Source organism: Flavobacterium sp., assembly GCF_024710485.1.
In the GTDB taxonomy this organism is placed as follows: Bacteria; Bacteroidota; Bacteroidia; order Flavobacteriales; family Flavobacteriaceae; genus Flavobacterium.
This window is the reverse complement of record NZ_JANJUQ010000018.1, coordinates 63,707-89,407: the sequence shown is the minus strand read 5'-3', so window position 1 is coordinate 89,407 and position 25,701 is coordinate 63,707. Positions and strand designations below refer to the sequence as shown.

The 25,701-nt window shown below is 38.7% G+C and carries 28 protein-coding genes and 1 tRNA gene; 20 read left to right on the top strand and 9 right to left on the bottom strand.

Features of this window, described 5'->3' with window-relative positions; translation table 11 throughout:
* Both Q0M21_RS04195 and Q0M21_RS04190 read left to right on the top strand, forming a co-directional pair.
* Positions 1-245: glycosyltransferase (locus tag Q0M21_RS04195; protein WP_295334991.1), on the top strand; the 245-nt coding region annotated here is incomplete at its 5' end.
* A 46-nt stretch (positions 246-291) separates the two neighbouring features.
* Positions 292-1,686: an exopolysaccharide biosynthesis polyprenyl glycosylphosphotransferase gene (locus tag Q0M21_RS04190; protein WP_295334990.1), complete on the top strand. Its 1,395-nt coding sequence runs from the start codon at positions 292-294 to the stop codon at positions 1,684-1,686.
* Here Q0M21_RS04190 and Q0M21_RS04185 read toward each other — a convergent pair.
* Both Q0M21_RS04185 and Q0M21_RS04180 read right to left on the bottom strand, forming a co-directional pair.
* On the bottom strand, positions 1,666-2,787 hold the full coding sequence (locus tag Q0M21_RS04185; RefSeq protein ID WP_295334988.1) for a DUF4105 domain-containing protein: 1,122 nt from the start codon (positions 2,785-2,787) through the stop codon (positions 1,666-1,668). The genes Q0M21_RS04190 and Q0M21_RS04185 overlap by 21 nt on opposite strands.
* Before the next feature lie 6 nt (positions 2,788-2,793).
* Entirely contained in the window at positions 2,794-3,777 is a 984-nt protein-coding gene (locus tag Q0M21_RS04180; protein ID WP_295335000.1) for a PorV/PorQ family protein, read from the bottom strand.
* A 196-nt stretch (positions 3,778-3,973) separates the two neighbouring features.
* Here Q0M21_RS04180 and Q0M21_RS04175 point away from each other — a divergent pair, with 196 nt between their 5' ends.
* Positions 3,974-4,735: a CDP-alcohol phosphatidyltransferase family protein gene (locus Q0M21_RS04175; protein WP_295334986.1), complete on the top strand. Its 762-nt coding sequence runs from the start codon at positions 3,974-3,976 to the stop codon at positions 4,733-4,735.
* Positions 4,736-4,744: 9 nt separating this feature from the next.
* Here the strand turns inward: Q0M21_RS04175 and Q0M21_RS04170 are convergent, their stop codons facing one another.
* The 5 genes from Q0M21_RS04170 to Q0M21_RS04150 all read right to left on the bottom strand — a co-directional run bounded on the left by Q0M21_RS04170 (position 4,745) and on the right by Q0M21_RS04150 (position 7,971).
* Positions 4,745-4,972 carry a hypothetical protein gene (locus Q0M21_RS04170; protein ID WP_295334984.1) on the bottom strand — a complete coding sequence of 76 codons (228 nt, stop codon included), beginning with the start codon at positions 4,970-4,972 and terminating at the stop codon, positions 4,745-4,747.
* 15 nt (positions 4,973-4,987) lie between these two features.
* Positions 4,988-5,728: an LPS export ABC transporter ATP-binding protein gene (gene lptB, locus Q0M21_RS04165; RefSeq protein ID WP_295334983.1), complete on the bottom strand. Its 741-nt coding sequence runs from the start codon at positions 5,726-5,728 to the stop codon at positions 4,988-4,990.
* A 119-nt stretch (positions 5,729-5,847) separates the two neighbouring features.
* Positions 5,848-6,198: a carboxymuconolactone decarboxylase family protein gene (locus tag Q0M21_RS04160; protein ID WP_290876648.1), complete on the bottom strand. Its 351-nt coding sequence runs from the start codon at positions 6,196-6,198 to the stop codon at positions 5,848-5,850.
* Entirely contained in the window at positions 6,191-7,006 is an 816-nt protein-coding gene (tatC, locus tag Q0M21_RS04155) for a twin-arginine translocase subunit TatC (RefSeq protein ID WP_295334982.1), read from the bottom strand. The genes Q0M21_RS04160 and tatC overlap by 8 nt, the downstream gene beginning before the upstream one ends.
* Positions 7,006-7,971: an SIS domain-containing protein gene (locus Q0M21_RS04150; protein ID WP_295334980.1), complete on the bottom strand. Its 966-nt coding sequence runs from the start codon at positions 7,969-7,971 to the stop codon at positions 7,006-7,008. The genes tatC and Q0M21_RS04150 overlap by 1 nt, the downstream gene beginning before the upstream one ends.
* A gap of 86 nt (positions 7,972-8,057) precedes the next feature.
* Here Q0M21_RS04150 and recQ point away from each other — a divergent pair, with 86 nt between their 5' ends.
* Complete coding sequence (gene recQ / locus Q0M21_RS04145; RefSeq protein ID WP_295334978.1) at positions 8,058-10,253, top strand: DNA helicase RecQ; 2,196 nt, start codon at positions 8,058-8,060, stop codon at positions 10,251-10,253.
* Between the two features lie 27 nt (positions 10,254-10,280).
* Here recQ and Q0M21_RS04140 read toward each other — a convergent pair whose 3' ends face one another.
* Positions 10,281-10,520: a hypothetical protein gene (locus Q0M21_RS04140; protein ID WP_295334976.1), complete on the bottom strand. Its 240-nt coding sequence runs from the start codon at positions 10,518-10,520 to the stop codon at positions 10,281-10,283.
* Positions 10,521-10,578: 58 nt separating this feature from the next.
* Here Q0M21_RS04140 and Q0M21_RS04135 point away from each other — a divergent pair, with 58 nt between their 5' ends.
* The gene (locus Q0M21_RS04135; RefSeq protein ID WP_295334974.1) at positions 10,579-11,631 is read left to right on the top strand and encodes a DUF2891 domain-containing protein; all 1,053 of its coding nucleotides are present in this window, start codon (positions 10,579-10,581) and stop codon (positions 11,629-11,631) included.
* Positions 11,632-11,664: 33 nt separating this feature from the next.
* The gene (locus Q0M21_RS04130; protein ID WP_295334973.1) at positions 11,665-13,224 is read left to right on the top strand and encodes an NAD(P)/FAD-dependent oxidoreductase; all 1,560 of its coding nucleotides are present in this window, start codon (positions 11,665-11,667) and stop codon (positions 13,222-13,224) included.
* A 19-nt stretch (positions 13,225-13,243) separates the two neighbouring features.
* On the opposite strand, the gene Q0M21_RS04125 is transcribed toward Q0M21_RS04130, so the two are convergent.
* Positions 13,244-14,236, bottom strand: a complete 993-nt coding sequence (locus Q0M21_RS04125) for a bifunctional methionine sulfoxide reductase B/A protein (protein ID WP_295334999.1) — start codon at positions 14,234-14,236, stop codon at positions 13,244-13,246.
* Between the two features lie 257 nt (positions 14,237-14,493).
* Here Q0M21_RS04125 and idi point away from each other — a divergent pair, with 257 nt between their 5' ends.
* The 14 genes from idi (at position 14,494) to Q0M21_RS04055 (ending at position 25,634) form a co-directional block, all read left to right on the top strand.
* Positions 14,494-15,021, top strand: a complete 528-nt coding sequence (gene idi, locus Q0M21_RS04120) for an isopentenyl-diphosphate Delta-isomerase (protein ID WP_295334971.1) — start codon at positions 14,494-14,496, stop codon at positions 15,019-15,021.
* 32 nt (positions 15,022-15,053) lie between these two features.
* Positions 15,054-15,461 carry a 6-carboxytetrahydropterin synthase gene (locus Q0M21_RS04115; protein ID WP_295334969.1) on the top strand — a complete coding sequence of 136 codons (408 nt, stop codon included), beginning with the start codon at positions 15,054-15,056 and terminating at the stop codon, positions 15,459-15,461.
* Positions 15,462-15,463: 2 nt separating this feature from the next.
* On the top strand, positions 15,464-15,913 hold the full coding sequence (locus Q0M21_RS04110) for a peroxiredoxin (protein WP_295334968.1): 450 nt from the start codon (positions 15,464-15,466) through the stop codon (positions 15,911-15,913).
* Between the two features lie 20 nt (positions 15,914-15,933).
* Positions 15,934-16,896 carry a type I phosphomannose isomerase catalytic subunit gene (locus Q0M21_RS04105; RefSeq protein WP_295334966.1) on the top strand — a complete coding sequence of 321 codons (963 nt, stop codon included), beginning with the start codon at positions 15,934-15,936 and terminating at the stop codon, positions 16,894-16,896.
* Between the two features lie 54 nt (positions 16,897-16,950).
* Positions 16,951-17,217, top strand: coding sequence for a hypothetical protein (locus Q0M21_RS04100; protein ID WP_295334965.1), 267 nt, complete (start codon positions 16,951-16,953; stop codon positions 17,215-17,217).
* A gap of 68 nt (positions 17,218-17,285) precedes the next feature.
* Positions 17,286-17,359 (top strand) — tRNA-Thr (locus tag Q0M21_RS04095).
* 106 nt (positions 17,360-17,465) lie between these two features.
* Positions 17,466-18,377 (top strand): DMT family transporter, encoded by a 912-nt coding sequence (locus Q0M21_RS04090; protein WP_295334963.1) that lies wholly within the window; start codon positions 17,466-17,468, stop codon positions 18,375-18,377.
* Positions 18,378-18,422: 45 nt separating this feature from the next.
* A complete protein-coding gene (locus tag Q0M21_RS04085; RefSeq protein ID WP_295334962.1) occupies positions 18,423-19,025 on the top strand; it encodes an alpha-ketoglutarate-dependent dioxygenase AlkB in 603 nt (200 codons plus the stop codon).
* Positions 19,026-19,062: 37 nt separating this feature from the next.
* Complete coding sequence (locus Q0M21_RS04080) at positions 19,063-19,893, top strand: sterol desaturase family protein (RefSeq protein ID WP_295334961.1); 831 nt, start codon at positions 19,063-19,065, stop codon at positions 19,891-19,893.
* Positions 19,894-19,989: 96 nt separating this feature from the next.
* Complete coding sequence (locus Q0M21_RS04075) at positions 19,990-20,265, top strand: TIGR03643 family protein (protein WP_290874695.1); 276 nt, start codon at positions 19,990-19,992, stop codon at positions 20,263-20,265.
* Positions 20,266-20,318: 53 nt separating this feature from the next.
* Complete coding sequence (locus tag Q0M21_RS04070) at positions 20,319-20,600, top strand: TIGR03643 family protein (protein WP_295334958.1); 282 nt, start codon at positions 20,319-20,321, stop codon at positions 20,598-20,600.
* Between the two features lie 93 nt (positions 20,601-20,693).
* A complete protein-coding gene (locus tag Q0M21_RS04065; protein ID WP_295334957.1) occupies positions 20,694-22,559 on the top strand; it encodes a peptidase M61 in 1,866 nt (621 codons plus the stop codon).
* 153 nt (positions 22,560-22,712) lie between these two features.
* Entirely contained in the window at positions 22,713-23,426 is a 714-nt protein-coding gene (locus Q0M21_RS04060; RefSeq protein ID WP_295334956.1) for a DUF4369 domain-containing protein, read from the top strand.
* 30 nt (positions 23,427-23,456) lie between these two features.
* Positions 23,457-25,634 carry a radical SAM protein gene (locus Q0M21_RS04055; protein ID WP_295334954.1) on the top strand — a complete coding sequence of 726 codons (2,178 nt, stop codon included), beginning with the start codon at positions 23,457-23,459 and terminating at the stop codon, positions 25,632-25,634.
* The last annotated feature ends 67 nt before the right edge of the window (positions 25,635-25,701 follow it).

The window sequence follows — 25,701 nt, the reverse complement described above, 5'->3', positions numbered from 1 at the left end:
TTGAAGCTATGGCACTTGGATTACCTGTTGTTTCAACCAATGTTGGCGGAATCCCATTCCTTTTACAGCATGAACAAAATGCACTTTTAGTGGAGGATAACAATTTAGAGGCTATGGTTTTTCAAATCGACCGACTTTTTTCAGAATCTCAATTAGCAGATGACTTGGCAGCCAATGCATATAATTTGGTTAAAGGGTTTGATTGGGACATAATCAGAAAGCAGTGGATTGATTTACTCCGATAGTTCGTTAATATTTATTAACTTGCACTTCAAAATTTGGAAATTTTAAATGCGTAAAAAAAAAGATATACACTTTGAAATATCAGAGCGTAAGATACTTTTAAGAATCTTCGACTTTATTTCTGTGCTTTTTTCTCTGTACTTTGTGGGTATTATCTTCCAATTCGATTATTTTAATATTTCAGCTACCAATTATTATTGGACCATAGTTTTAGGACTGTATTTATTGTTCTTTGGTTCTGTTTTTGAGATGTATAATTTACAGGTGGCAAGTAATCAATATCAGGTAATTAAAAGTATCATACTTACCACTTCAATTACAGTTTTGTCGTATTTGTTGACACCTATATACACCCCGGTTTTACCTTCCAACCGTTTGCAAATTTTAATATTTTTCTTTGCCATTTTTGGGGCCTTGTTTATTTGGAGAATGGTTTATGTCCGCTTTTTTGCTTCCAATCGATTTGTCAAAAAAGTGATTTTAGTTTGTGATAAGGAACAAGTTAAAGAACTGGTAGATGGCCTGGAAAGTGCAGATCCACATTATCGCGTGTTGGGATTTGTAAATTCAGACAGTACCAATTTGACCGATATTGATTTGAAAGATATTGAGCATATTGACATTGATAAGCTAGAGCTTTTTGTTAAGCAAAATTCTATTTCCGAAGTCGTTATTGCTTCTCAAAAAACCGATGGAATTACGGTAAAACTTTACAATCAATTAATTTATTTGTTGGAAAACGGATATATAATTCGAGAGTATACTCAAGTATATGAAAATATTACCCAACGCATTCCTGTGCAATATGTTTCCCGTGATTTTTATCGTTATTTCCCTTTTAGTCGCAGCAATCAAAATCATTTATATTTAATTGTGGTTCGATTTCTCGAGATAATCATCTCTTTAATTGGTCTGGCTTTAGGGCTGATACTAATTCCAATAGTGCTTGTTGGTAATATTATCGGGAATAAAGGAAAATTATTTTATACCCAAGAACGGGTAGGAAGAAACGGTAAAGTATTCCGCATACTGAAGTTTAGAACGATGGTCAAGAATGCCGAAAAAGCAGGAGCCGTTTTTGCCACTTCGAATGATTCCCGCGTAACGCCATTCGGGAAAATCATGCGCAAGTCCAGAATTGACGAGTTTCCTCAGTTTTATAATATTCTTAAAGGAGAAATGGCTGTGATAGGTCCCAGACCGGAACGTCCTATATTTGTAAATGAAATTGCCGAAGTGATGCCGTTTTATGAAACCCGTCATGTGATTAAACCCGGATTAACCGGTTGGGCGCAAGTCAATTATTCTTATGGCGAAACCATCGACGACAGTTTGATTAAGCTGCAATACGACTTATATTACATCAAACACCGAAGTTTGTTCCTCGATTTCAATATCTTGTTTAAAACCTTTAGTACGGTTTTATTTTACAGGGGGCAATAATCTTAGAGGATTCACTCCGATTATTTTTAGTAGCATGTAAAGTGTTGACACTATAAACGGCAACATAATAGGTAAATGCGGTTTATTAATCATGACAACCGTGTAAACCAGCAACAAAGTGATACTGACTAAACTTACTTTTCTTAAGTTTTCTTTTTTCAAAAAAGGCAAGAGTAAAAAGAGCGGAGAAAACAGTAAGGCATTGTAGTTCCACAATACTTCTTGATGCTCTGAATACAATCCGACCATACACAAAAACAAACCTAAAATACCGCAAACAAACAGATAGGTAAGGAATAGCCAACGTTTGTTAAACAATAGCATTAATCCCAAAAAAGCAATAATGCAATAAATGCTGTTGAAGAAAGAAAATTCAGCCTGGGTCTCCGGAGTGCCTTCTACCAAAGTCTTTTTATCAATAACCAAAGATTTACCGTTACTAGTAGCTTGGTCTAAGCTGTGCAACAATTCTATCGGCAGAAACAGTTCTTCGGCTTTGGCATCGGTTTTGGCACCGAAAATGATATTAATGCCAAGTTTGTACCAAAAGTAATTCTCAAAATAAGGATAAAGCAGTTTACGGTAAGTGATGGTTTTGTCATCCACTTTTTCTAAATTTTTTCCTCCAACATAATTCCCTATTTTCTCGTTAACCATAGTGGTGCAATTGCGGTCAATAAATTTATAGGTATAGTATCGTTCCGAACTGTAAAGAGTAGCGCTCAATTCGTCTAATAATTTTTGTTTACTTGCAAGAGGTAAATCCAGTATTTGTTCTATCACCTCTCTGCCGTCGGTTTGGTATTCGTAGATGAACTCTTCCAAAGAGGTCACACTCATAAAATACTGCAAATCGCCTTTGACAAACTTTAAGTAAAAGTTTTCCGTTCTGAAATCGAAAGTGCCGTAGTTGAAAACCACATCGAGTTGATTCGATTCGTCCTTGATTCGAAGTGCTGTATGACCGAAAGTAGAGTACAATTGTTCCCCGCGACCACAAGTGAAAATGCTGACTTGGGCATTTTCGGAGAGTTTCGGACTTTGAGAAAAAGCACTAACACTGAAGATGAGTAGAAGTAAGAACCTTATTTTTTGCCACATAAATTTTTATCTAAAAATACTCAAATCGACTTTAACCGAGAAAATATTCGAGTACAACGCGGCACTTTGATCCCCTAAATCGGTTAAGGCGTAATCTACTTGGATGCCTTTGTATTTAAAGCCTAAGCCAATATTGGGTTGAAAATTCACTTTAGTGGAACCGTCCAATTGTTGTACGTTTTGAAAATTCCCCACGCCGGCTCGAAGAAAAACCAAATCGGTATAGCCAAATTCAAATCCAACCGCCGGATCAATACTCACGGCATCTGAAGCAATCACGTCATTGGTTCGGGCAAATTGCATGTTTAAATTGACAGCAGCAAGTAAGGTATAATCGTAGTGGAATTCAAATTTTTTGGCAATACCCAGTTGTGCTTTTGGCATAGTAATTTCTGTGCTTTCGGGTAATTCCTGATTTTGTCCGGCTACTGCATTTTGGATGTCTTCGTATTTGTCTTCGTCAATGGCCCAAACATTGTAAGTGGTGGTGATGTCGCGTAACATCAATCCGAAATGCCAATCATTTCTGTCGAATTGCAAGCCTACATCGAATCCAAATCCCCAAGAATTAGCAAAATCGCCAATCATACGTCGAATCACTTTGGCATTGACACCATATTGAAAACCCTCGAGTTTCATTTGGCGTGCGTAGGAAAAGGTCAAACCGTAATCGGCGGTAGAGAAAAGGCTGATGCGGTTGTAATCAATATTGCCTTCGCCGTCGATTAATTGGGTAGTATTGAGAATATCATCCACCCCGAAACGAATTAGGGAAACACCCCAAGCACTTCGGTCATCAATTTTTTTGGCATAAGCGGCATAGTCGTATTGAGCAATATTGGCGAAGTAACTAGCGTGCATCAAAGCAGCTTCACTGTCTTCAATTTTTAATAGTCCGGCCGGATTCCAGTACCCCGAATTGACATCGCCGGTGTAGGCTGTAACTGCATTTGACATGCCTAAAGCTGCTGCATCTACTCCTATATTCATAAACTCATTGGAATATTTTCTAACGGCTTGAGCATGAGTTGTCAGACCGGTTAAAAGCAACAGAATAGCAATTGTTTTTTTCAAGGCAATTTTTCTTTTTACAAATATCACATAAAAATCTTGAATATAAAACGCAGAAGTCTGCAACTTATTGTATTAAATTTGTAATTCAAAAAAAAATAAACAAACGCGATACATGAACCTCAAAGCCCAGATTCCTAACTTCTTTACGATGCTTAATTTATTGTGTGGTTGTGTGGCTTTGGTGTTTGTTGCCGATTTCGGATATCATTGGGCTTTTGGCTTTGTTTGTTTGGGGATTTTCTTCGATTTTTTTGATGGATTTTTTGCACGCAAGTTCAATGTCGCAGGACCTTTAGGGGTGCAGTTGGATTCTTTAGCCGACATGATTACCAGCGGTGTTGTACCTGGGTTTGTAATGTACAAGATGTTGGTTGATGCCGAAGTTAATTCCAGATTCAATTCCAACTTGAGCAGTATTGATACTTTACAGAACGAACTGCATGTGTTGCCTTTCGTGGGATTCATGATTACTGTTGGCGCTTGTTATCGTTTGGCTAAATTTAATATTGATACGCGTCAATCGGATTCTTTTATTGGTTTACCCACTCCGGCTAATGCGCTTTTTATTGTGAGTTTACCGCTGTTATGGAATCCAGATGTTTGCCCGTATCAAGTTATAGATGTATTAACCAATACTTGGTTTTTATTAGCGGTCACAGCTGTTAGCGCTTATGTGATGAATGCCGAAATCCCGCTGTTTTCCTTGAAGATTAAGAATTTCAGTGTGGCCAAGTATAAATTGCAGTTATTCTTTTTGTGTTTGTCGGTTTTGATGCTGATTTTTCTGAAGATATTGGCTGTGCCGCTGATCATACTGGTATATGTCTTACTATCAGTTTTTAATAATATATCCAACAAAAAAGCTTCCAATTAGGAAGCTTTTTTATTGACTTAGTGAAATCGATAAGATTACTAATCCGAAAAAGAGTAACATGCCCACAAAAAAAAGATAAGATTTTTTGTGTGCGAAGTTTAAAGTGGTGCCATAGTTTGGATTGGGTTTATCAACCAATAGTCGGCCATCTTCTTTGTTACAGTAAAATAAACCGTATTTCCAATATTTCGGATTGGTGCGCCATTCTTTCAAAGTTTCCTGACTTGGATTTTTCATAATCAAATGTTTTTGCTAGAAATGCAATTTCTTTTTGCGCAACTCGAAATTTTGTCCGAGATACACTTTACGTACCATTTCATCTTCGGCCAATTCTTCAGGAACTCCGGCTTTTAGAATGCCACCTTCAAACATCAAATACGTTTTATCCGTAATGGCTAGGGTTTCCTGTACGTTGTGATCGGTAATTAAGATGCCGATGTTTTTATTTTTGAGTTGGGCTACAATGCGCTGAATGTCCTCTACAGCCACCGGGTCAACGCCGGCAAAAGGTTCGTCAAGCAGAATGAATTTAGGGTCGGTGGCCAAAGCACGGGCAATTTCGGTACGTCTTCTTTCTCCTCCGGATAACAAGTCGCCGCGGTTGGTTCGAATATGCTCCAAACTGAATTCGGCAATCAGGCTTTCCATTTTGGCAATTTGTTCTTCTTTAGAAAGTTTGGTCAATTGCAAAACACTGAGGATATTATCTTCGATACTCAACTTTCTGAACACTGAAGCTTCTTGTGCCAAATAGCCAATTCCATATTGTGCACGTTTGTACATCGGGAAATCGGTAATGTTCATGTCGTCCAAATAAATATTCCCCGAATTGGGTTTTACCAAACCAACAATCATATAAAAAGAGGTGGTTTTTCCGGCTCCGTTGGGACCCAAAAGGCCTACAATTTCTCCCTGATTTACTTCTACAGAGATGCCTTTTACCACACTTCTGCCTTTGTAGGTTTTGACTAAATTTTCGGCTCTTAATTTCATGTTGGAGTTTCTAAGGTTCTAAGTAACTAAGGTACTAAGTTTTTATAAGTGCAAATAAACAAAATCCATTTGCTTGATTTATTGTTTTAACTCTTGTTTTGGAAAATTGGGTTCCGTTTTTACTGCCCACTTTCTTCTAGAGCTTCCCAAAACTCGTAAGCTCTTCTTAAATGCGGGATTACAATAGTGCCGCCTACTAAAGTAGCAATGCCCATGGCTTCCATCATTTCTTCTTTGGAAACGCCTTCTTTGTAGCTGGTTTCTAAATGGTATTTGATACAATCATCGCAACGCAATACGGCTGAAGCTACTAACCCTAATAATTCTTTGGTTTTTACGTCTAAAGCGCCTTCAGCGTAGGCATTGGTGTCTAAATTAAAAATTCGTTTGACAATTTTATTGTTGTCTGCCAACAACTTTTCGTTCATTTTAGAACGATAGTCGTTAAATTCTTTTACTAAATCACTCATTTTCTTTTTCTTTTTTGGTTACAAATGCCGCTATCAAGATACTGGCTTCGTACAGCACTAATATTGGGATGGATACGATTACCTGACTCGGAATATCCGGCGGTGTTACGATAGCCGCTACAATTAAGATGAGTACTATCGCGGCTCTTCGGTATTTTCGCAGGAATGCCGGTGTTACCAAACCTAACTTGGTTAGGAAATACACAAAAATCGGAAGTTCAAATACCAATCCGCTAACAATTAATGAGGTTTTAATCATGCTGATATAGGAATCAACCGTAAACTGATTGACAACCGTCGGACTCACATTAAAAGTGGCAAAGAAGTTGATGGTTAACGGCACGATGATAAAATAACCGAATAACACTCCGATAAAAAACAATAATGAAGAAACCACGATGAACAAGCCGGCTTTTTTGCGTTCGTTTTCGTACAAGGCCGGGCGGATGAATTTCCAAATTTCCCAGAGTACATAGGGGAACCCTAAGATGAATCCTGCGGTGATAAGTATCCAAAGATAGATGGAAAACTGTCCGCCAACTTCGGTATTTTGGATGATAAAGGAGAATTCAGTGGCACAGGCGTAGGAATCATCTACGCCAAAAAAACGGGTGACTTTGCAAAAGAATTCATAGGTCACGAAATTCGGATCTTGCGGCCCGAAAATAATTTCATTGAAGATAAAATCATCTATGAAATAGGACGCACACGCAATAGTGATGATAACGATGGTGCTTCTGACCAACATCCATCTCAATTCCTCTAAATGATCTAGGAAAGACATTTCCTTAAGCTCTTTTTTCGCCATTATACAATGCCTTCTTTTAAAATATCATGTAAATGAATCACGCCTTTGTATTCGTCTTGGTCAATAACCACCAATTGGGTAATCGAAAAATCTTCCAATATGTTCAACGCATCACTTACCAAATCGGTCGACTTGATTCTTTTCGGGTTTACCGTCATAATGTCTTTAGCGGTTAAGCCTGAAATTGTTTCTGTTTTATTGAGCATTCTTCGGATGTCACCATCGGTAATAATCCCTATTACTTTATTGTTTTCTACCACCGCCGTTACACCCAAACGCTTTTCGGAAATTTCCATAATCACCGTTTTGATGTTGGCCTCCGGTGTTACAACCGGTTTGTGCGTCATGTCTAGCATATCACCAACTCTAAGCAATAATTTCTTGCCTAAAGCACCACCTGGATGGTATTTGGCAAAATCTTCTGCAGTAAACTGACGCATATCCATCAAACAAACGGCCAAGGCATCCCCGATTACCAATTGTGCGGTCGTACTGTTGGTAGGTGCTAAATTATTGGGACAAGCTTCGCTTTCTACATAAGTATTCAACACATAATCAGCTTCTTTACCTAAAAATGAGGTGGTGTTTCCGGTGATGGCGATTAATTTGTTGCCGAATCTTTTCAATAAAGGTACCAATACTTTAATCTCCGGACTGTTGCCGCTTTTGGAGATGCAAATCACCACATCGCCAGGCTGCACCATACCCAAATCACCATGAATGGCTTCGGAAGCATGCAAGAATAACGAAGGCGTTCCAGTAGAATTTAAAGTGGCTACTATTTTTTGCGCAATGATGGCGCTTTTCCCGATTCCGGTTACCACTAATCTCCCCGAAGATTGGTAAATGATTTCAACAGTTTTAACGAAATCCTCATCGAGAAAATCAACTAATCTTGAAATGGCCTCACTTTCAGCTAAAATGGTCTTTTGGGCAGAGGCTAAAATGGTTTCTTTTGAGATCAAAATTGTACGAATATAAAATTTGTGTGTGTAAAAGAAAGTCGTATCTTTATGTTTGCAAATTTATGTAAAAATACGATTAACACAGAATGAATTTAGACGAAATTGACATCCACGCAGCATTAAAAAAATATTTTGGTTTCAGCCAATTTAAAGGATTACAGGAACAAGTCATAAAAAGTATTATTGCTAAGCAAAATACATTCGTTATCATGCCAACCGGCGGTGGAAAATCATTATGTTACCAACTGCCGGCTCTTATACAAGAAGGAACTGCCATCGTAGTTTCCCCATTAATTGCTTTGATGAAAAACCAAGTGGATGCTATTCGAAGTTTGTCTTCCGAAAACGGCATCGCGCATGTGTTGAATTCATCTCTAACCAAAACAGAAATCAATCAGGTTAAAAAGGATATTACGTCCGGAATAACCAAATTATTGTATGTCGCTCCAGAATCGTTAACCAAAGAAGAATATGTGGAGTTTTTACAAAGTGTGCCTATTTCTTTTGTAGCCATTGATGAAGCGCATTGTATATCGGAATGGGGACATGATTTCCGACCGGAGTACCGCAATTTAAGACAAATTATCAAACAATTGGGCGATGTGCCGGTCATTGGTTTAACGGCAACGGCAACGCCAAAAGTGCAGGAAGATATTCTGAAAAATTTGGACATGACGGATGCGAAAACCTTCAAAGCATCGTTCAACCGCCCGAATTTATTTTACGAAGTACGTACTAAAACCAAAAATATTGAAGCGGATATCATCCGTTTTATTAAGCAAAACAAAGGGAAGTCGGGAATTATTTACTGTTTGAGTCGCAAAAAAGTTGAAGAAATTGCCGAAGTACTCCAAGTAAACGGTATTAGTGCCGTTCCTTACCACGCAGGATTAGACGCTAAAACCCGCGCCAAACACCAAGATATGTTCCTGATGGAAGATGTGGAAGTAGTGGTGGCAACCATTGCTTTCGGAATGGGAATCGACAAACCGGACGTTCGTTTTGTAATTCACCACGATATTCCGAAATCTCTTGAAAGTTACTACCAGGAAACCGGTCGTGCCGGTCGTGACGGCGGCGAGGGTCATTGTTTAGCTTACTATTCGTATAAAGATGTAGAAAAACTCGAGAAGTTTATGTCGGGTAAACCGGTAGCCGAACAGGAAATTGGTTTTGCTTTATTGCAAGAAGTAGTGGCCTATGCCGAAACATCAATGTCGAGACGTAAGTTCTTATTACATTATTTCGGAGAAGAATTCGACAGTGAAACCGGCGAAGGTGCTGATATGGACGACAATGTCAGAAATCCGAAAACCAAAGTCGAGGCCCAAGACCAAGTCAAAATGTTATTGGAAGTGGTGCGTGATACCAAGCATTTATACAAATCCAAAGAAGTGGTTTTTACCCTAATCGGACGCGTAAATGCCACCATCAAAGCACACCGAACTGATACGCAAAAATTTTTCGGTTGCGGCGCTAACTACGATGAGCGTTATTGGATGGCCTTAATCCGACAAGTATTGGTAGACGGACTGCTCAATAAAGACATCGAAACCTACGGTATTTTGAAAGTTTCGGAGCGCGGTCATGAGTTCATCAAAAATCCAACTTCTTTCCTCATGTCGGAAGACCATGAATATAGCGAAAATGAAGATGAAGCCATAGTAACAGCCTCTAAATCGTCCGGTACTGCCGACGAAGCTTTGATGGTCATGTTGCGTGAATTGCGTAAAAAAGTCGCCAAAAAATTAGGTGTTCCTCCGTTTGTAGTATTTCAAGATCCGTCTTTGGAAGACATGGCGCTCAAATATCCCATAACCATTGACGAATTAAGCAATGTGCACGGAGTAGGGGAAGGCAAAGCCAAAAAATACGGAAAAGATTTTGTAGAGTTAATTGCCCGTTATGTAGAAGACAACGACATCATTCGCCCTGATGATTTGGTGGTGAAATCTACCGGAGCCAATTCTTCCAATAAATTATACATCATTCAAAACATCGACCGCAAACTTTCGTTGGAAGATATTGCCAAAGCCAAAGGCATGAATATGGATACCTTGCTGAAAGAAATGGAGCAAATTGTGTATTCCGGAACCAAACTCAACATCGACTATTGGATCAATGAGATTTTAGACGAAGAACAACAAGAAGAAATTCACGATTATTTTATGGATTCCGAATCTGATAAAATTGAAGAAGCCCTCAAAGAATTCGATGGTGATTACGATATAGAAGAACTCCGATTGATGCGTATTAAATTCATCAGCGAAGTAGCAAATTAGAAGAGAGAAGCTATAGTTTCTCTTTTTTTATGGCATATACAATTCGCCTCGGTGTGGTTTTAAGGCATCTCGCATCGGGATCATTTGCTCGTCATTTACCACAATAAAAGCAATAGCATGCATTTCGTCTTTTATTTCAAAACCGGTAATGCTAATCGGTAATTTTTCAATAGCAATGAATTCTTTTAAATGAATTTCATGATGCTCAGCAGTTTTAGCCGAAGCCGGTCCGTGAAAATCCCAAATGAGTTTTATTTGTCTTGACATAAATACAATATTGAGTGGCAAAGTTAACTTTTTGCTACATTTGAAAAAAAGCAAATCCATGAAATATCTCCTTTATATATTACTTTGGGTCAGTGGTACAGTTGGTGCACAAGAATTAACACTCGAACAAGCCAATCATTTAGCATCTTTACCCTTAAAATGCCTGCAACAGGAATATCCCAACAAACTGGGACAAATGTTGTTGGACAGTACCGAAATACAATCGCCCAAACAATTGCATCCTACTTTCTATGGTTGTTTTGATTGGCATTCTTCAGTCCACGGCCATTGGAGTTTGGTTTTTTTGCTAAAGCGATTTCCGAATTTGCCCAATCGCACGCTGATTATTCAAAAATTGCAAACCAATTTATCTAAAGCCAACATTCAGGTCGAAATAGACTATCTCAACAAGAAACACGAAAAGTCTTTTGAGCGAATGTACGGCTGGAATTGGTTGCTCAAACTCCAATTGGAATTGGAAACTTATAACGAACCGTTTGCGCAGGAGTTGGCCCAAAACTTAAAACCGCTTTCCAATATTATCATCGAAAGGTACATTGAGTTTTTACCTAAGTTATTGTATCCGGTTAGGGTAGGTACACACAACAATACCGCTTTCGGATTGACCTTTGCTTGGGATTATGCAGCGCATTCTAAAAACAAACAATTCCAACAAACCATCCGTGACAATGCAGTTCGAATGTTCGCTAAAGATGAAAATTGTCCTTTTACTTGGGAACCGAGCGGAACAGATTTCCTATCGCCGTGTTTGGAAGAAATGGCTTTAATGCAAAGGGTTTTGTCGGAAACGGATTTCCTGATATGGCTTAAAAAGTTCGCGCCACAACTCTTCAAGAAGAAATTCACTTGGGAAGTCGCTCGAGTGTCTGACAGAACCGATGGACATTTGGTGCACCTTGACGGACTCAATTTTAGCCGTGCGTGGAATTTGTATGCTTTGATTAATCAATATCCAAAAGAGTTCTCACATTTGAAAGCCATGGCCGATTTTCACCTGAATTTTTCGTTGTCTTCCGTAGTTGATGGCAATTATGAAGGCGAACATTGGTTGGCTTCTTTTGCCTTGCGCGCTTTTGAGGAAAAAAAGTAATTCCATTTGTGTACTTTTGCTGAAAATTGAATCATGCCACGCGAATTACTTTTTCAAGTCTCTCCCGAAACCGCTCACAATGAAGTCCTTCTTAACGAGCACGTCGCAAAGTTGTTTCAAGTTGACGTGAGCGACATTCAAAAAGTAGTGGTTGTAAAGCGTTCTATTGATGCCCGTCAAAAAGCCATTAAGTTCAATATCAAGGCGAATGTTTTTCTGAAAGGCGAGACCTATTCGGAATCTGTCATCGCACTACCTGATTATCCTAATGTCAGCAATGCTCAGGAAGTTATTGTAGTAGGCGCCGGTCCGGCCGGATTATTTGCTGCCTTGCAATTGATAGAATCAGGTCTAAAACCAATAGTAATTGAAAGAGGGAAAGATGTTCGTGGTCGCCGACGTGATTTAAAAGCCATCAACCGCGACCATATTGTTAACGAAGATTCCAATTATTGTTTCGGGGAAGGCGGTGCCGGAACGTATTCTGATGGCAAATTGTACACGCGTTCTAAAAAGCGAGGCGATGTCGACCGAATTTTGAGGCTGTTAGTGGCTTTTGGAGCTACTCCTGATATTTTAGTCGAAGCGCATCCGCACATTGGGACCAACAAATTGCCACAGATTATTCAGGATATTCGAGAAAAAATTATCGAGTGCGGCGGACAAGTGTTGTTCGAAACCCGTGTGAGTGATTTTATTATCAAAAACAATGAAATTCAAGGCGTTGTCACCCAAAACGGCGATACTATTTCGGCCAACAAAGTCATTTTAGCTACCGGACATTCCGCTCGTGATATTTTTGAATTGCTAGACCGAAAAAAAATCCTAATCGAAGCCAAACCTTTTGCTTTGGGCGTTCGTGCTGAACATCCGCAGGAGCTCATCGATAAAATCCAATACAGTTGCGATTTCAGAGGCGAGTATTTGCCGCCGGCGCCGTATTCAATAGTGAAACAAGTCAACGGTCGCGGCATGTATTCGTTTTGTATGTGTCCGGGTGGTGTAATTGCGCCTTGTGCTACCAGTCCGGGAGAAGTGGTGACCAACGGTTGGTCGCCTTCCAAACGCGATCAAGCCACAGCTAATTCGGGTATAGTAGTCGAATTAAAATTAGAAGATTTTAAGCCTTTTGCCAAGTTCGGAGCTTTGGCCGGAATGGAATTCCAAAAAGCCATCGAGCAAAAAGCTTGGCATTTGGCGGGTCAAACCCAAAAAGTACCGGCACAGCGCATGGTTGACTTTACCCAAAATAAATTGTCTTCTTCAATTCCTAAAACGTCTTATGTTCCGGGAACGACTTCGGTCGAATTAGGACAAGTATTTCCCGGTTTTTTAACCCAAATCATGCGGGAAGGTTTTGTGCAGTTCGGCAAATCCATGCGAGGGTATATGACCAATGAGGCGATACTGCACGCGCCTGAAAGTCGTACTTCTTCTCCGGTCAGAATTCCACGCAATCATGAAACCTTAGAACATTTGCAAATCAAAGGCTTGTATCCTTGTGGTGAAGGCGCCGGTTTTGCAGGCGGTATTATTTCGGCGGCTATTGATGGTGAAAAATGTGCGATTAAAATTGCCGAATGTCTGGCTTAAATTACCTGTTATAATTGCCTTATTTCTTTTTCAGTCTGTTTTTAAAAACTTTTTCAAACTTCTCTAGTTTTGGTTGAATTACCATTTGGCAATACGGTTGTTCTTGATTGTTTTGGTAATAATTTTGATGGGATTCTTTGGCTTTGTAAAACGCCTTGAACGGTTCCAAAGTGGTTACAATTTTATTGTTATAAACTTCTTTGTTCAACTCGGCTATGATACTTTGAGCCGCTTTCTTTTGCGCTTCGTTTTTATAAAAAATAACCGAGCGGTATTGCGTGCCAACGTCAGCGCCTTGACGATTTAAAGTAGTTGGGTCGTGAACGGTAAAAAACACTTTGAAAATTTCATCCAAATTTGTTTTCGCTTTGTCGTAAGTGATTTCAATCACTTCTGCAGCGCCGGTAGTTCCGGTACAAACTTCTTCATAACTCGGATTTTCCACTTTGCCACCCGAGAAACCGGATACTACTTTTTCTACGCCATCGAGTTGTTCGTAAACAGCTTCCACACACCAATAACAGCCGCCACCCAAAACAATGGTGTCAGTGTTGCTTTTGTCGGAAACAGCATCGGGAACAAAATCTAACGAAACAGCATTCATACAATATCTTTTACCGGTAGGCGCCGGACCGTCATCAAACAAATGGCCTAAGTGACTGTTGCATCGGCCGCACAATGCTTCAATACGTTGCATGCCATAGGAGTTGTCGTCTTTGAACCAAATACTGTTTTTGTTGTCTTGTTCAAAAAAACTCGGCCATCCGCAACTACTGATGAACTTTTGGTCGGATTTAAAGAGTTTAAAACCACAAGCAGCACAGTAGTAAGTGCCTTTGGTTTCGCTTTTCCACATCGTGCCCGTGAACGCTCTTTCGGTATCTGCTTGACGAGCTACCGCATACAAATCGGGGGGCAATACTTTGCGCCATTCTTCATCGGATAAAACCAATTTTGAAGTATCAGTGTTAGAATAATAAGGGTTTTCAGGTTTTGAAATTACATTTTCCATAGCGGTATTTTTGGTTTTTGTAGCATTGTTTTGGCCGCAAGCATAGAAAGTAAACAGCGGCAATAAAATCAGGAAATTAACAATGGATTTAGACATAGCAATCGTTTTAAATCGAATACAAATTTACAGTTAAATACGTGTTACAATGTCTGATAGATTACAAATTACAGTGATTTAAGGAAAGTTTAACGGTTGTTCGAGCAGCAGAATTAGGGACGCTGATTTTTTTTCGTACTTTTGAACGTTTAATAAAAACTATGACAGAAGAGAAAGTAATCTTGGTGAACGAACAAGATGAGCCGATAGGATTAATGAACAAATTAGAAGCGCACGAAAAAGCAGTATTGCATCGTGCCTTTTCCGTTTTTGTGTTGAACAGTAAAAACGAAATCATGCTCCAACAGCGCGCGCATCACAAATACCATTCACCTATGTTGTGGACCAATACTTGTTGTAGTCATCAACGCGAAGGGGAAACCAATATTCAAGCCGGAACCCGACGATTGTATGAAGAAATGGGTTTTAAAACCGAGTTAAAAGAATTGTTCCATTTTATCTATAAAGCACCTTTTGACAACGGTTTGACCGAGCATGAACTCGATCATGTGATGATTGGGTACTACAACGATGAACCACAAATTAATCCAGAAGAAGTAGAAACTTGGAAATGGATGTGTATTGAAGCAGTACGACAAGACATGATTCAAAATCCTAATATTTATACGGTTTGGTTCAAAATTATTTTCGACGAATTTTATCATTACTTGGAAGACCACAAGCTTTAACGCATAACTTATAACTTACAATCCACAACCCAATGAAAGTCACCGTTTCCCGCAAAGCTCATTTTAACGCTGCCCACCGATTGTATCGCAAAGACTGGTCAATGGAACAAAACGATGCTGTATTCGGAAAGTGCAATAATCCCAATTTTCACGGACACAATTACGAGTTAATAGTTTCGGTTACAGGGACTATTGATCCGGAAACCGGTTATGTGATTGATGTGAAGATTTTATCAGATTTGATCAAGGAACACATCGAAAATGCCTTTGATCATAAGAATTTGAACTTAGACGTTCCAGAGTTCGCCGATTTAAATCCGACCGCCGAGAATATAGTAGTGGTGATTTGGAACAAACTGCGAAAGCATATTGATACCGATAAAGACTTAGAAGTGGTTTTATACGAAACCCCAAGAAATTTTGTGACTTACAAAGGATAACCATGGCAATTAAAGTTGGTGATAAGTTGCCTCATTTTACTGCTGTAGACACCGATGGAAATGCTTTTGACAGTAAGATGTATGACGGAAAATCATTAGTCATTTATTTTTATCCAAAAGACGATACGCGAGTTTGTACCGAACAAGCTTGTTCATTCCGGGATCAATACGAAGATTTTAAGGCTTTGAGAGCGGAAGTTATTGGTGTTAGCAGTGATTCTGTAAAGTCACATCAAAAGTTTGCCTCCCGTTATCGTTTGCCTTTTATTTTGATTTCGGATTCTGATAAAAAACTTCGAAAATTATTTGGCGTTCCTAATGATTTGTTGGGATTACTTCCCGGTAGAGTGACCTATGTGGTAGATAAAAACGGTATTGTTCAGCTGGTGTTTAATAGTATGTCGGGGAAAATTCACATTCAAAAAGCACTGCAAATGCTTAAAACAATGTAAGTTTGTCAAAAATACCAAGTATGCTGTTTTATCCTTTACAATTTGAACCCATTCTGAAAGAGAGAATTTGGGGCGGAACTAAATTAAAAACTTTACTCAACAAACCCATAACTTCTGAAATTACCGGCGAAAGTTGGGAGATTTCTACTGTTGAAAACGATGTTAGTGTTGTAGCTAATGGTGCTTTTGAAGGCAAAACGCTTAATGAGTTAATTGAATTGTATCCTGCAGAAATTCTGGGGAATATAGTCTACGCCCGGTTTGGCAAGCAATTTCCGTTGTTGTTTAAATATTTAGACGCCCGAGAAGACTTATCTATTCAATTGCATCCTAATGACGAATTGGCTCAAAAGCGGCATAATTCATTCGGTAAAACCGAAATGTGGTACGTGATGCAAGCCGATGAGAATGCCCGATTGATAGTAGGGTTCAAAGAAAAATCTTCTCCGGAGGAATACCTTGCCCATCTTCACAACAAAACGCTACTCGATATTCTCGATAGTAAAAAAGTGAAATCCGGCGATGTTTTTATGTTGAACACGGGAACCATACATGCCATTGGAGCCGGAACAGTCATCGCCGAAATTCAGCAAACCTCTGATATTACCTATCGAGTATACGATTATGATCGGAAAGATGCTAATGGGAATACCCGTGAACTGCATGTAGATTTAGCTTTGGAAGCACTGAATTTTGATAAAATAGAGCCCCAAAGATTTTACGATAAGAAAGCCAATATGGCCAACGAAGTGGTGCATTGCCCATATTTTACTACTAATTTTATCCCGCTAAACGGTGAAGCTGTCTTTTCAAAAACTAGTGAATCTTTTTGCGTGTTGATGTGTGTGGAAGGCGAATTTAGTTTGTTGGTTGGCGACGAATCCTATCAATATTCGAAAGGAAGTACCGTATTGCTCCCCGCTGTAATTACTGATTTTCAGTTGAAAGGAGAAGCATCGATTTTGGAAATTTATATTTCGTAGTTGCTGTTCTAAAGATTTGACGTATTTTTGTCGAAATTTTAAAATTACAAGAAAATGGCAAGTGTTAAGAATTTAAAGAAAGACATCAATTTTGTATTGGGAGATATCATTGAAGCGGTTTACATTTACGAAATGACAACCACCGGAAAACCTTCTGAAAATACAAATGCAATCATTGACGAAGCCATCGCTTCTTTCGACGCGTTAATCTCTAAAGTAAATGCTAAAAACGTTGAAAACAAAAAAGCGCATTTCAAACAAATCAATGCCGAATTAGAACAAGTTGCTAATCAATTGATTGAAAAAATCAACGCTTTATAGCTATAAAAAAATGCAAAAATATTTTGGAAATTAAAATTCAAAAAATATATTTGCATCACAATTGAGACGCCGGTGTAGCTCAGCTGGCTAGAGCAGCTGATTTGTAATCAGCAGGTCGTGGGTTCGAGTCCCTCTATCGGCTCAATAAGAAAACCATCACTATTTAGTGATGGTTTTTTGTTTTTACAATATCCCCTTTGAAAACCATTCCGATTTTCTATCTTTGTCGGCTTTTTAAAAAATAGATTATGTTTGGAAACAATGTATTGAAAGGTGTTTTCTTAGTTGGCCTTGGTGCAACCAGTTACGGAATGTTGGCTACTTTTGTGAAATTGGCCTATGCGGATGTAAGTTCACAAGGATTACACTACACACCGGCAGAAGTCATAACGGCTCAATTTGTAATTGGAATCTTAGTGGTTTTAGGGATTAACATGGTCCAAAAGAGTCGCAAAGGAAATACTTTGGTAAAAGCTTCGGCGGTTGATATCAAAAAGCTATTGATTTTAGGAACATCAACCGGATTGACCAGTATTTTTTATTATTTGGCGGTGAAGTACATCCCGGTTTCTATTGGAATCGTTTTGTTGATGCAAACCGTTTGGATGGGAGTGGTTTTAGAAATGGTTTTGGACAAGAAAAGGCCTTCGAACATCAAAATTGTTTCAGTATTCGTGGTGTTGTTCGGAACGGCTTTGGCTACCAAATTATTCTCCGGTGAATTTGAACTCGACTGGCGAGGTATTGTATTAGGCCTACTGGCGGCAGCTTCCTTTACCACTACCATGTATGCGGCCAATAAAGTAGCTACATCAGTTTCATCGGCGCAGCGAAGTTTGTATATGTTGTTGGGTGGCGCAGTGGTGGTTTTATTTTTTGCTTTATTCACACAACACACACCTTTCAACTTTGATATTTTCTATAAATGGGGTATTTTGATTGCGTTATTCGGGACCGTAATTCCACCGATGTTGTTGAATGCCGGTTTTCCCCTAACCGGAATTGGTTTGGGAAGTATCGTATCTGCTTTAGAATTGCCGGTATCGGTGATGATGGCATATGTGTTGCTTAATGAAACTGTCGTTTTTTCTCAGTGGATAGGAATCATTTTGATTATTTTGGCCATCGTAATGATGAACGTTAGTTTAAAGAAGAAGTAAATCTTTTTGTCTTAATCGGAATTAAAAGTTCACTATTTTTGTGATATGAATGCACTTTTTTCGACTGAGAAAATCAGCTTTAATCTGCCCGATGCCGAGATTGAATATTACCCGAATTTCTTCGACTTGGTAAAAGCCAATGCGCTTTTTGAACGTTTGAAGAGCGAAATTCCGTGGCAACAGGATTCCATCACGGTTTACGGTAAAACGCATCCGCAACCCCGACTGACAGCACTCTTCGGTAATGAAGGCAAACCTTATTCTTATTCAAATATAGTAATGCAACCGCACCCATGGACGCCACTTTTGGTGTTTGTTAAAGAGGAAGTGGAATCCGTTTGCGAAACACTTTTTACCACCGTTCTACTCAATTATTATCGAGACGGGAAAGACAGCAATGGTTGGCATGCCGACAACGAAAAGGAATTGGGCCGAAATCCTGTGATTGCCTCAGTAAGTTTCGGAGCAGAACGCGCCTTTCATTTGCAACACAATACTATCAAAGAACAAAAACTTAAAATTACTTTAGAACACGGCAGTTTGTTGTTGATTAAAGGAACAACGCAGCACTTCTGGAAACATCAAATTCCGAAAACTACCAAACATATCGGTCCGAGAATCAATCTCACTTTTCGAGAGATCAAATAATTCCGGATTTTGGTATATTTGATAAAAAAATACCGTTATGAATGAAATAATCGATTATTTTTCCACCATTCCTTCCTCGCACAGGGCTTTGATTTTGGCCGGTGGTATTGCTTTGTTTTGGTTGATTGAGAGTGCAGTTCCTTTTGTAAAATTCAAGTATAACAAATGGCAACATGCGGGCATTAATATCTTTTTTACATTAACAACCATAGTAGTCAATTTTTGTTTGGCTTTTATATTAATCAGTACCGCGCAATGGACAGTGGACCACAATTTTGGTTTACTTAATTGGTTACCCGAAATGAATCCTTGGCTGTATGCCATAGCGGGTTTATTATTGTTGGATTTTATTGGCGCTTACTTGGCACATTTTGTGGAGCATAAAGTTAAATTCTTGTGGCGTTTCCATCTCATTCATCATACCGATACTTGGATTGATACGACTACCGGTAATCGTCATCATCCCGGTGAAAGCGTTATTCGATTTGTATTTACCACCTTAGGCGTGTTGTTGGTTGGCAGTCCGATGTGGATGGTGTTTTTGTATCAAACGTTATCAGTGGTTGCTACCCAATTCACCCATGCAAATATTGCCTTGCCGAAGCAAATCGATAAAATAATGAGTTTCGTATTGGTTTCTCCCGATATGCACAAAGTACACCATCACTATAAATTGCCATACACCGATAGTAATTACGGGAACATTTTTTCGATTTGGGATCGCATTTTCGGCACATTCAGTTATTTAGATCGTGAACAATTGGTTTACGGAGTAGACACACACATGCAAGTCGAAGAGCACAACGATTTGAAAAATTTATTGTATATTCCTTTCCAAAAATACCGTTCCCCTCAGGACCAAGCATAAAAAAATAGTAGTGCCAATAGCAACTAATTAATTTTTTTAGTAATATTGAAATACAATTAGTCAGTTGAAATCTTATCTATTAATGCTTTTACAGAAATGAAAAAAAGTAAGCTTGCAGAATTTGACAGCGAAATGATTGAAAGAGTTGTCAGTATGGCTCAAGAGGAGCGCAAACCTTTTGAAGTGATTAAGGAGGAGTTCGGGTTAACCGAAAACGAAGTAACGGAATTAATGCGCAAAAGATTGTCGAAAGATAATTTTGAGCTTTGGAAAAAAAAAGCTGTCGGAAGCAAACCCAAGCCTAAACCTATTATTGATGATTTTGACGACGATTTAGACAGCAAATACTACATCAAAAATAAATTTGATTAAACTTTAACTCTTGTTCAACAAGAGTTTTTTATTTAATCGCGATTTTTGTTCCTATGAAATCCGCTACTTTCACGACTGATCAGATAGACAGAATTATAGAAATGGCCTGGGAAGACAGAACTCCCTTTGAAGCCATCAAGTTTCAATTTGGTATATCCGAACAAGAAACCATCGAAATCATGCGTCGTGAAATGAAACCTTCAAGTTTTAAAATGTGGCGTCAAAGAGTGCAGGGCAGAAGTACCAAGCATGCCAAGTTAAGAGTTTCCGGCATCGACCGATTTAAATGCGCGCTTCAAAGACAAATTACGCACAATAAAATCTCCAAGCGTTAATCGTTTTTTAGTTAATCAATCCTAAAATTGTTAAAATCGATTGTAACTATTGTTTACATTTGGTGACATATTCCAAAAATAAAATTTTCTATCATGAAAAAAGTATTGTTGACGGCTGTTTTGGCCTTTTCCATGTTCAGTTTTACAGTATTTGCCCAAAAAAAAGCAACTGCTTCTAGTCAGCCGGTTATAGTGGTTATCGACTTAAATCAAGTAAAAAACGACAAAGTAATGGTGACCGTTACACCGCCAACTATGACTACTTCAGAAGTTGTTTTTCACATTCCCAAAACGGTTCCCGGTACTTACTCGGCCGACAACTACGGTAAATTAATTGAAGATTTCAAAGCGTTTGACAAGAGCGGAAAAGAATTGACAGTTACCAAAACAGACGACAATTCATGGCAAATTGCCAATGCTAAAACCTTATCTAAAATTACCTATTGGGTTAATGATACTTACGATACTGAAACGGGAAGAGGCTTTGGGAAAGACGAAATTTTCTCTCCGGCCGGGACTAACATCGACGAAGGCAAAAATTTCATGTTGAACAACCACGGATTTGTAGGTTATTTTAAAGGGAAATTAGATATTCCTTATAGTTTGACTATCAAGCATCCGGCCAATCTTTTCGGAGCGACTTCTTTAGTAGATTCTGATAAAAGCGACACTGTTGATACTTTTAATGTAAGCAGATATTTCGATTTAACCGATAATCCTATCATGTATGCTAAACCGGATTATGTTACTATCAATGTGGAGGGAATGGAGATTTTGTTCAGCGTTTATTCACCTAACGGAGTGCATTCGGCCCAATCACTTTTACCGGATTTAGAAAAAACCATGCGTGCTCAAAAAGCATTTATGGGTGCGATTAACGACAATAAAAAATACACCGTATTGCTATATTTGTCCGATATGCAAAAGCCTGATGCCAAAGGATTCGGAGCTTTAGAGCATCATACTTCTACCACGGTGGTTTTTCCTGAAATGATGCCGGCCGGTGCTTTGGGCGAACAAATTAAAGATGTAGTGTCACACGAGTTCTTTCATATTGTAACACCGCTTTGCATTCATTCCAAAGAAATTCACTATTTTGATTACAACAACCCTAAGATGTCTAAGCACTTATGGTTGTATGAAGGTGTTACCGAATATTTTGCCAATTTATTCCAAGTGAATCAAGGGTTGATTGAAGCCGATGAGTTCTACCAAAGAATGTTGGGTAAAATCAACAATGCTGCTACCATGAACGATACTATGTCTTTTACGGAAATGAGTAGTAATGTATTGGTGGCGCCCTATAAAGATCAGTACTTAAATGTATACGAAAAAGGCGCTTTGATTGGAATGTGTATTGATATTATCATCAGAGAAAAGAGCAATGGTGCTCGCGGTATCTTAGATTTGATGCAAAAATTGTCTAAAGAGTATGGTGCCTCGAAGCCTTTTGATGATGACGAATTGTTTGCCAAAATTACACAGTATACCTATCCAGAAGTCGGACAATTTTTAGCGACACATGTGGCCGGAACAACACCCATTCCGTACGATGAGTATTTTGCTAAAGTAGGAGTGGCTAAAGTTAAAGTGGCTGTACCGATGAATCCGTTTTTGAAAGATCAATCCACACCTTACATTACAGTGGATGGTAAAACCAAAGAAATAATGGTGATTTCCAGTCCGGTTTTGAACGACTTTATGACGAATTTAGGGTTAAAAGGAGGCGATGTTATTTTAGCCATCAATAATACTAATTACAATTTAGATACGATTTACGACATGATTATGGAGAGTCAGAACTGGAAAGTAGGCGATTCTATCAGCATTAAAATCAGAAGAGACGGTAAGGAGCAAACCATCAACGGAAAGGTGAACTTGTCTATGGAAGAAACTGAAGGCTATGGTTTTTCGGATACTTCCAAAGAAGCCTTGAATAAAGCTTGGTTGAAAGGATAACCGTTCCGCTTTTTTATAAAAATTCAAATCCTCAATTTGTGCATCAGATTGAGGATTTTTTTAGTATTATTGCCAAAATTTCTAACATTTGTTGGAAAGCTAAATTTACTATCAACTTGATATCTTCTCGATATTCAATTTTAAACATCAAAAATGCGAAAATCACTTTTATCGTTATTAGCCCTTATTGTTTTGGTTTCTTGTGCTGAGAAAAAATCAGATAAAGATTTTGTTCTGAATGGCCATATCAAAGGTTTGAAAAGCGGGACACTGTATATTCAACGAATCAAAGACACGACTTTAGTGCCGATAGATACTATTAAAATTGATGGTGATGCTCATTTTGTGAGTGAATTTGATTTGGAATCTCCCGAAATGCTTTATTTGTTTTTAGACCGAGGTGTGACCAATTCGGTGGATAATAATATTCCTTTTTTTGCCGAAAAGGGCGTAATGACTCTAGAAACTTCATTGGATTTTTTTACGGCTGATGCTAAAATATCAGGTTCTAAAAACCAAGCGTTGTACGATGAATACCGCAAAGTAATGTCGCGCTATATCGATCAGGATTTGGTTTTGATTGAAAAGAAATTTAAGGCTTTCAAGGCCTCTAAATTGGATGAAGTAGCCAAAATTGAGGAGCAACAGAAAAATATAATTAAGCGCAAATACTTATACACTACTAATTTTGCCGTAAATAACGGTGATCATGAAGTGGCACCTTACGTAGCTTTAGCAGAGATTTATGATATCAACTTGAAGTTTTTGGATACCATTCAAAAATCGATGTCACCTAAAGTAGCCAAATCCCTTTACGGTAAAAAATTGAACCAATATATCGCTGAGCGCAAAAAAGCCGGACAATAATGAGTACTTTTGTTTGTTGTTTTACATCAAATGAAAGACCTATTACTCATAACGCCGCCGTTTACCCAACTCAATACTCCTTATCCGGCAACGGCCTATTTGAAAGGGTTTTTGAATACCAAAGGTATCTCAGCCTTTCAATCCGATTTAGGGATTGAAGTTATTTTAGCCATTTTTTCCAAACAAGGTCTGATACAATTGTTTCAAGACAGCGCTCACCCGGAGCATTTTAATTCACAAAGAATTTTCGCTTTACAAGACGATTATATCCGAACCATAGAAGCGGTCATGGCTTTTCTGCAAGGGAAAAATCAAACCCTAGCCCGACAAATTTGCAGTGGTAACTTCTTGCCGCAAGCGTCCCGATTTGAGCAGTTGGACGATTTGGAATGGGCTTTCGGTTCGATGGGTATGCAAGACAAAGCTAAACATTTGGCCACTTTATACCTCGAAGATTTATCCGATTTTATCGTAGAATGTGTCGATGAAAATTTCGGGTTCAGTCGCTATGCCGAACGTTTGGGCAGAAGTGCCAATTCTTTTGATGAGTTGTATGATTGTCTTCAAAGTGAGCCGACTTACATTGATCAAATCACTATTCAAATTTTAGCTGAAAAACTCCACACGGTTCAACCGAAGTTGGTTTGTTTTTCTGTGCCGTTTCCTGGGAATTTGTACAGTGCTTTTCGATGTGCTCAGTTTATCAAAAAGAATCATCCTGAGATGAAAGTTGCTATGGGTGGCGGTTTCCCCAATACAGAGTTACGGGAATTAAAAGACCATCGCGTTTTTGAATTCTTCGATTTCATTACTTTAGACGATGGTGAATTGCCGATAGAGTTGCTTTACGCCAACATTTCCAATCCCGGTGCCGTCGAGTTTAAAAGAACTTTTCTTCTAGAGAATGATTCGGTAGTTTACCGAAATAATTCCACCAAATCCGATTACAAACAAAGTCAAACCGGTACACCTGATTATTCAGATTTGTTATTAGACCAATACATTTCAGTCATAGAAATCGCCAATCCTATGCACAGTTTGTGGAGCGATGGTCGGTGGAATAAGCTCACCATGGCTCACGGTTGCTATTGGGGAAAGTGTACGTTTTGTGATATTTCATTGGATTACATCAAGGTTTACGAGCCTATAGCGGCTAAGCTATTGGTGGACAGAATGGAGCAAATGATAACCCAAACCGGAGAAACCGGCTTTCATTTTGTTGATGAAGCAGCACCACCGGCTTTGATGCGTGAGTTGGCATTGGAAATTCTGCGTCGAAAACTTACAGTAACTTGGTGGACCAACATTCGATTTGAAAAAAGTTTTACTCGAGATTTGTGTTATTTGCTCAAAGCTTCCGGTTGTATAGCGGTTTCCGGAGGGTTGGAAGTAGCTTCTGATCGTTTGTTGCAATTAATTAAAAAAGGAGTTACCGTAGCACAAGTAGCCCAAGTGACCCGAAACTTTACCGAAAGCAACATTATGGTGCACGCCTACTTGATGTATGGTTATCCTACGCAAACAGTACAGGAAACGATTGATAGCTTGGAAATGGTGCGACAGCTGTTTGAAGTTGGGGTTTTGCAATCCGGATTTTGGCATCAGTTTGCTATGACGGCGCACAGTCCGGTAGGTATGAATCCGGAAGATTATGGCGTGATTCCGCAAATTAATGCCATCACCTTTGCTAATAATGATATTCAGTTTAAAGATATAACAGGTATCAATCATGACAAGTTTAGTTTTGGCTTGAAGAAATCACTATTCAATTATATGCACGGAATTTGTTTTGAATATGATTTGCAAGAATGGTTCGACTTCAAAATTCCTAAGACTACCATAGCACCCGATTTTATTATAAGTTGTTTGGAAGAAGAAGAAAGTCTTGCTTTCAAACCAAATGCGAAAGTACTTTGGTTGGGAGTTCAACCTATTGCTGAAAAGTTTAGCAGGTCTAAAAAAGGAAAGTCTTGGGAAATGATAAAGCTGAGTTTTTTCGATAAACAAGATACTTTCTCACTCAATTTCGATTTTAATCACGGTCAGTGGCTTTTAGAGATACTTTCTCAACTGGCTGTTTGTCAAAATAAAACAATGACTTTAACAGAATTAAAAGCCGATTTTGAAAAAAAGTTTGATGATTTTGAGTTGTTTTGGTTTTCCAAATCGATGTCCTCTCTCAGAGCATACGGTTTGTTGCTTCTATAGTGAATTCGATTTTTACGGCGTTAATATTTTTGGAGATGAGTCAAAGTTCACAAAATTTTCTATACTT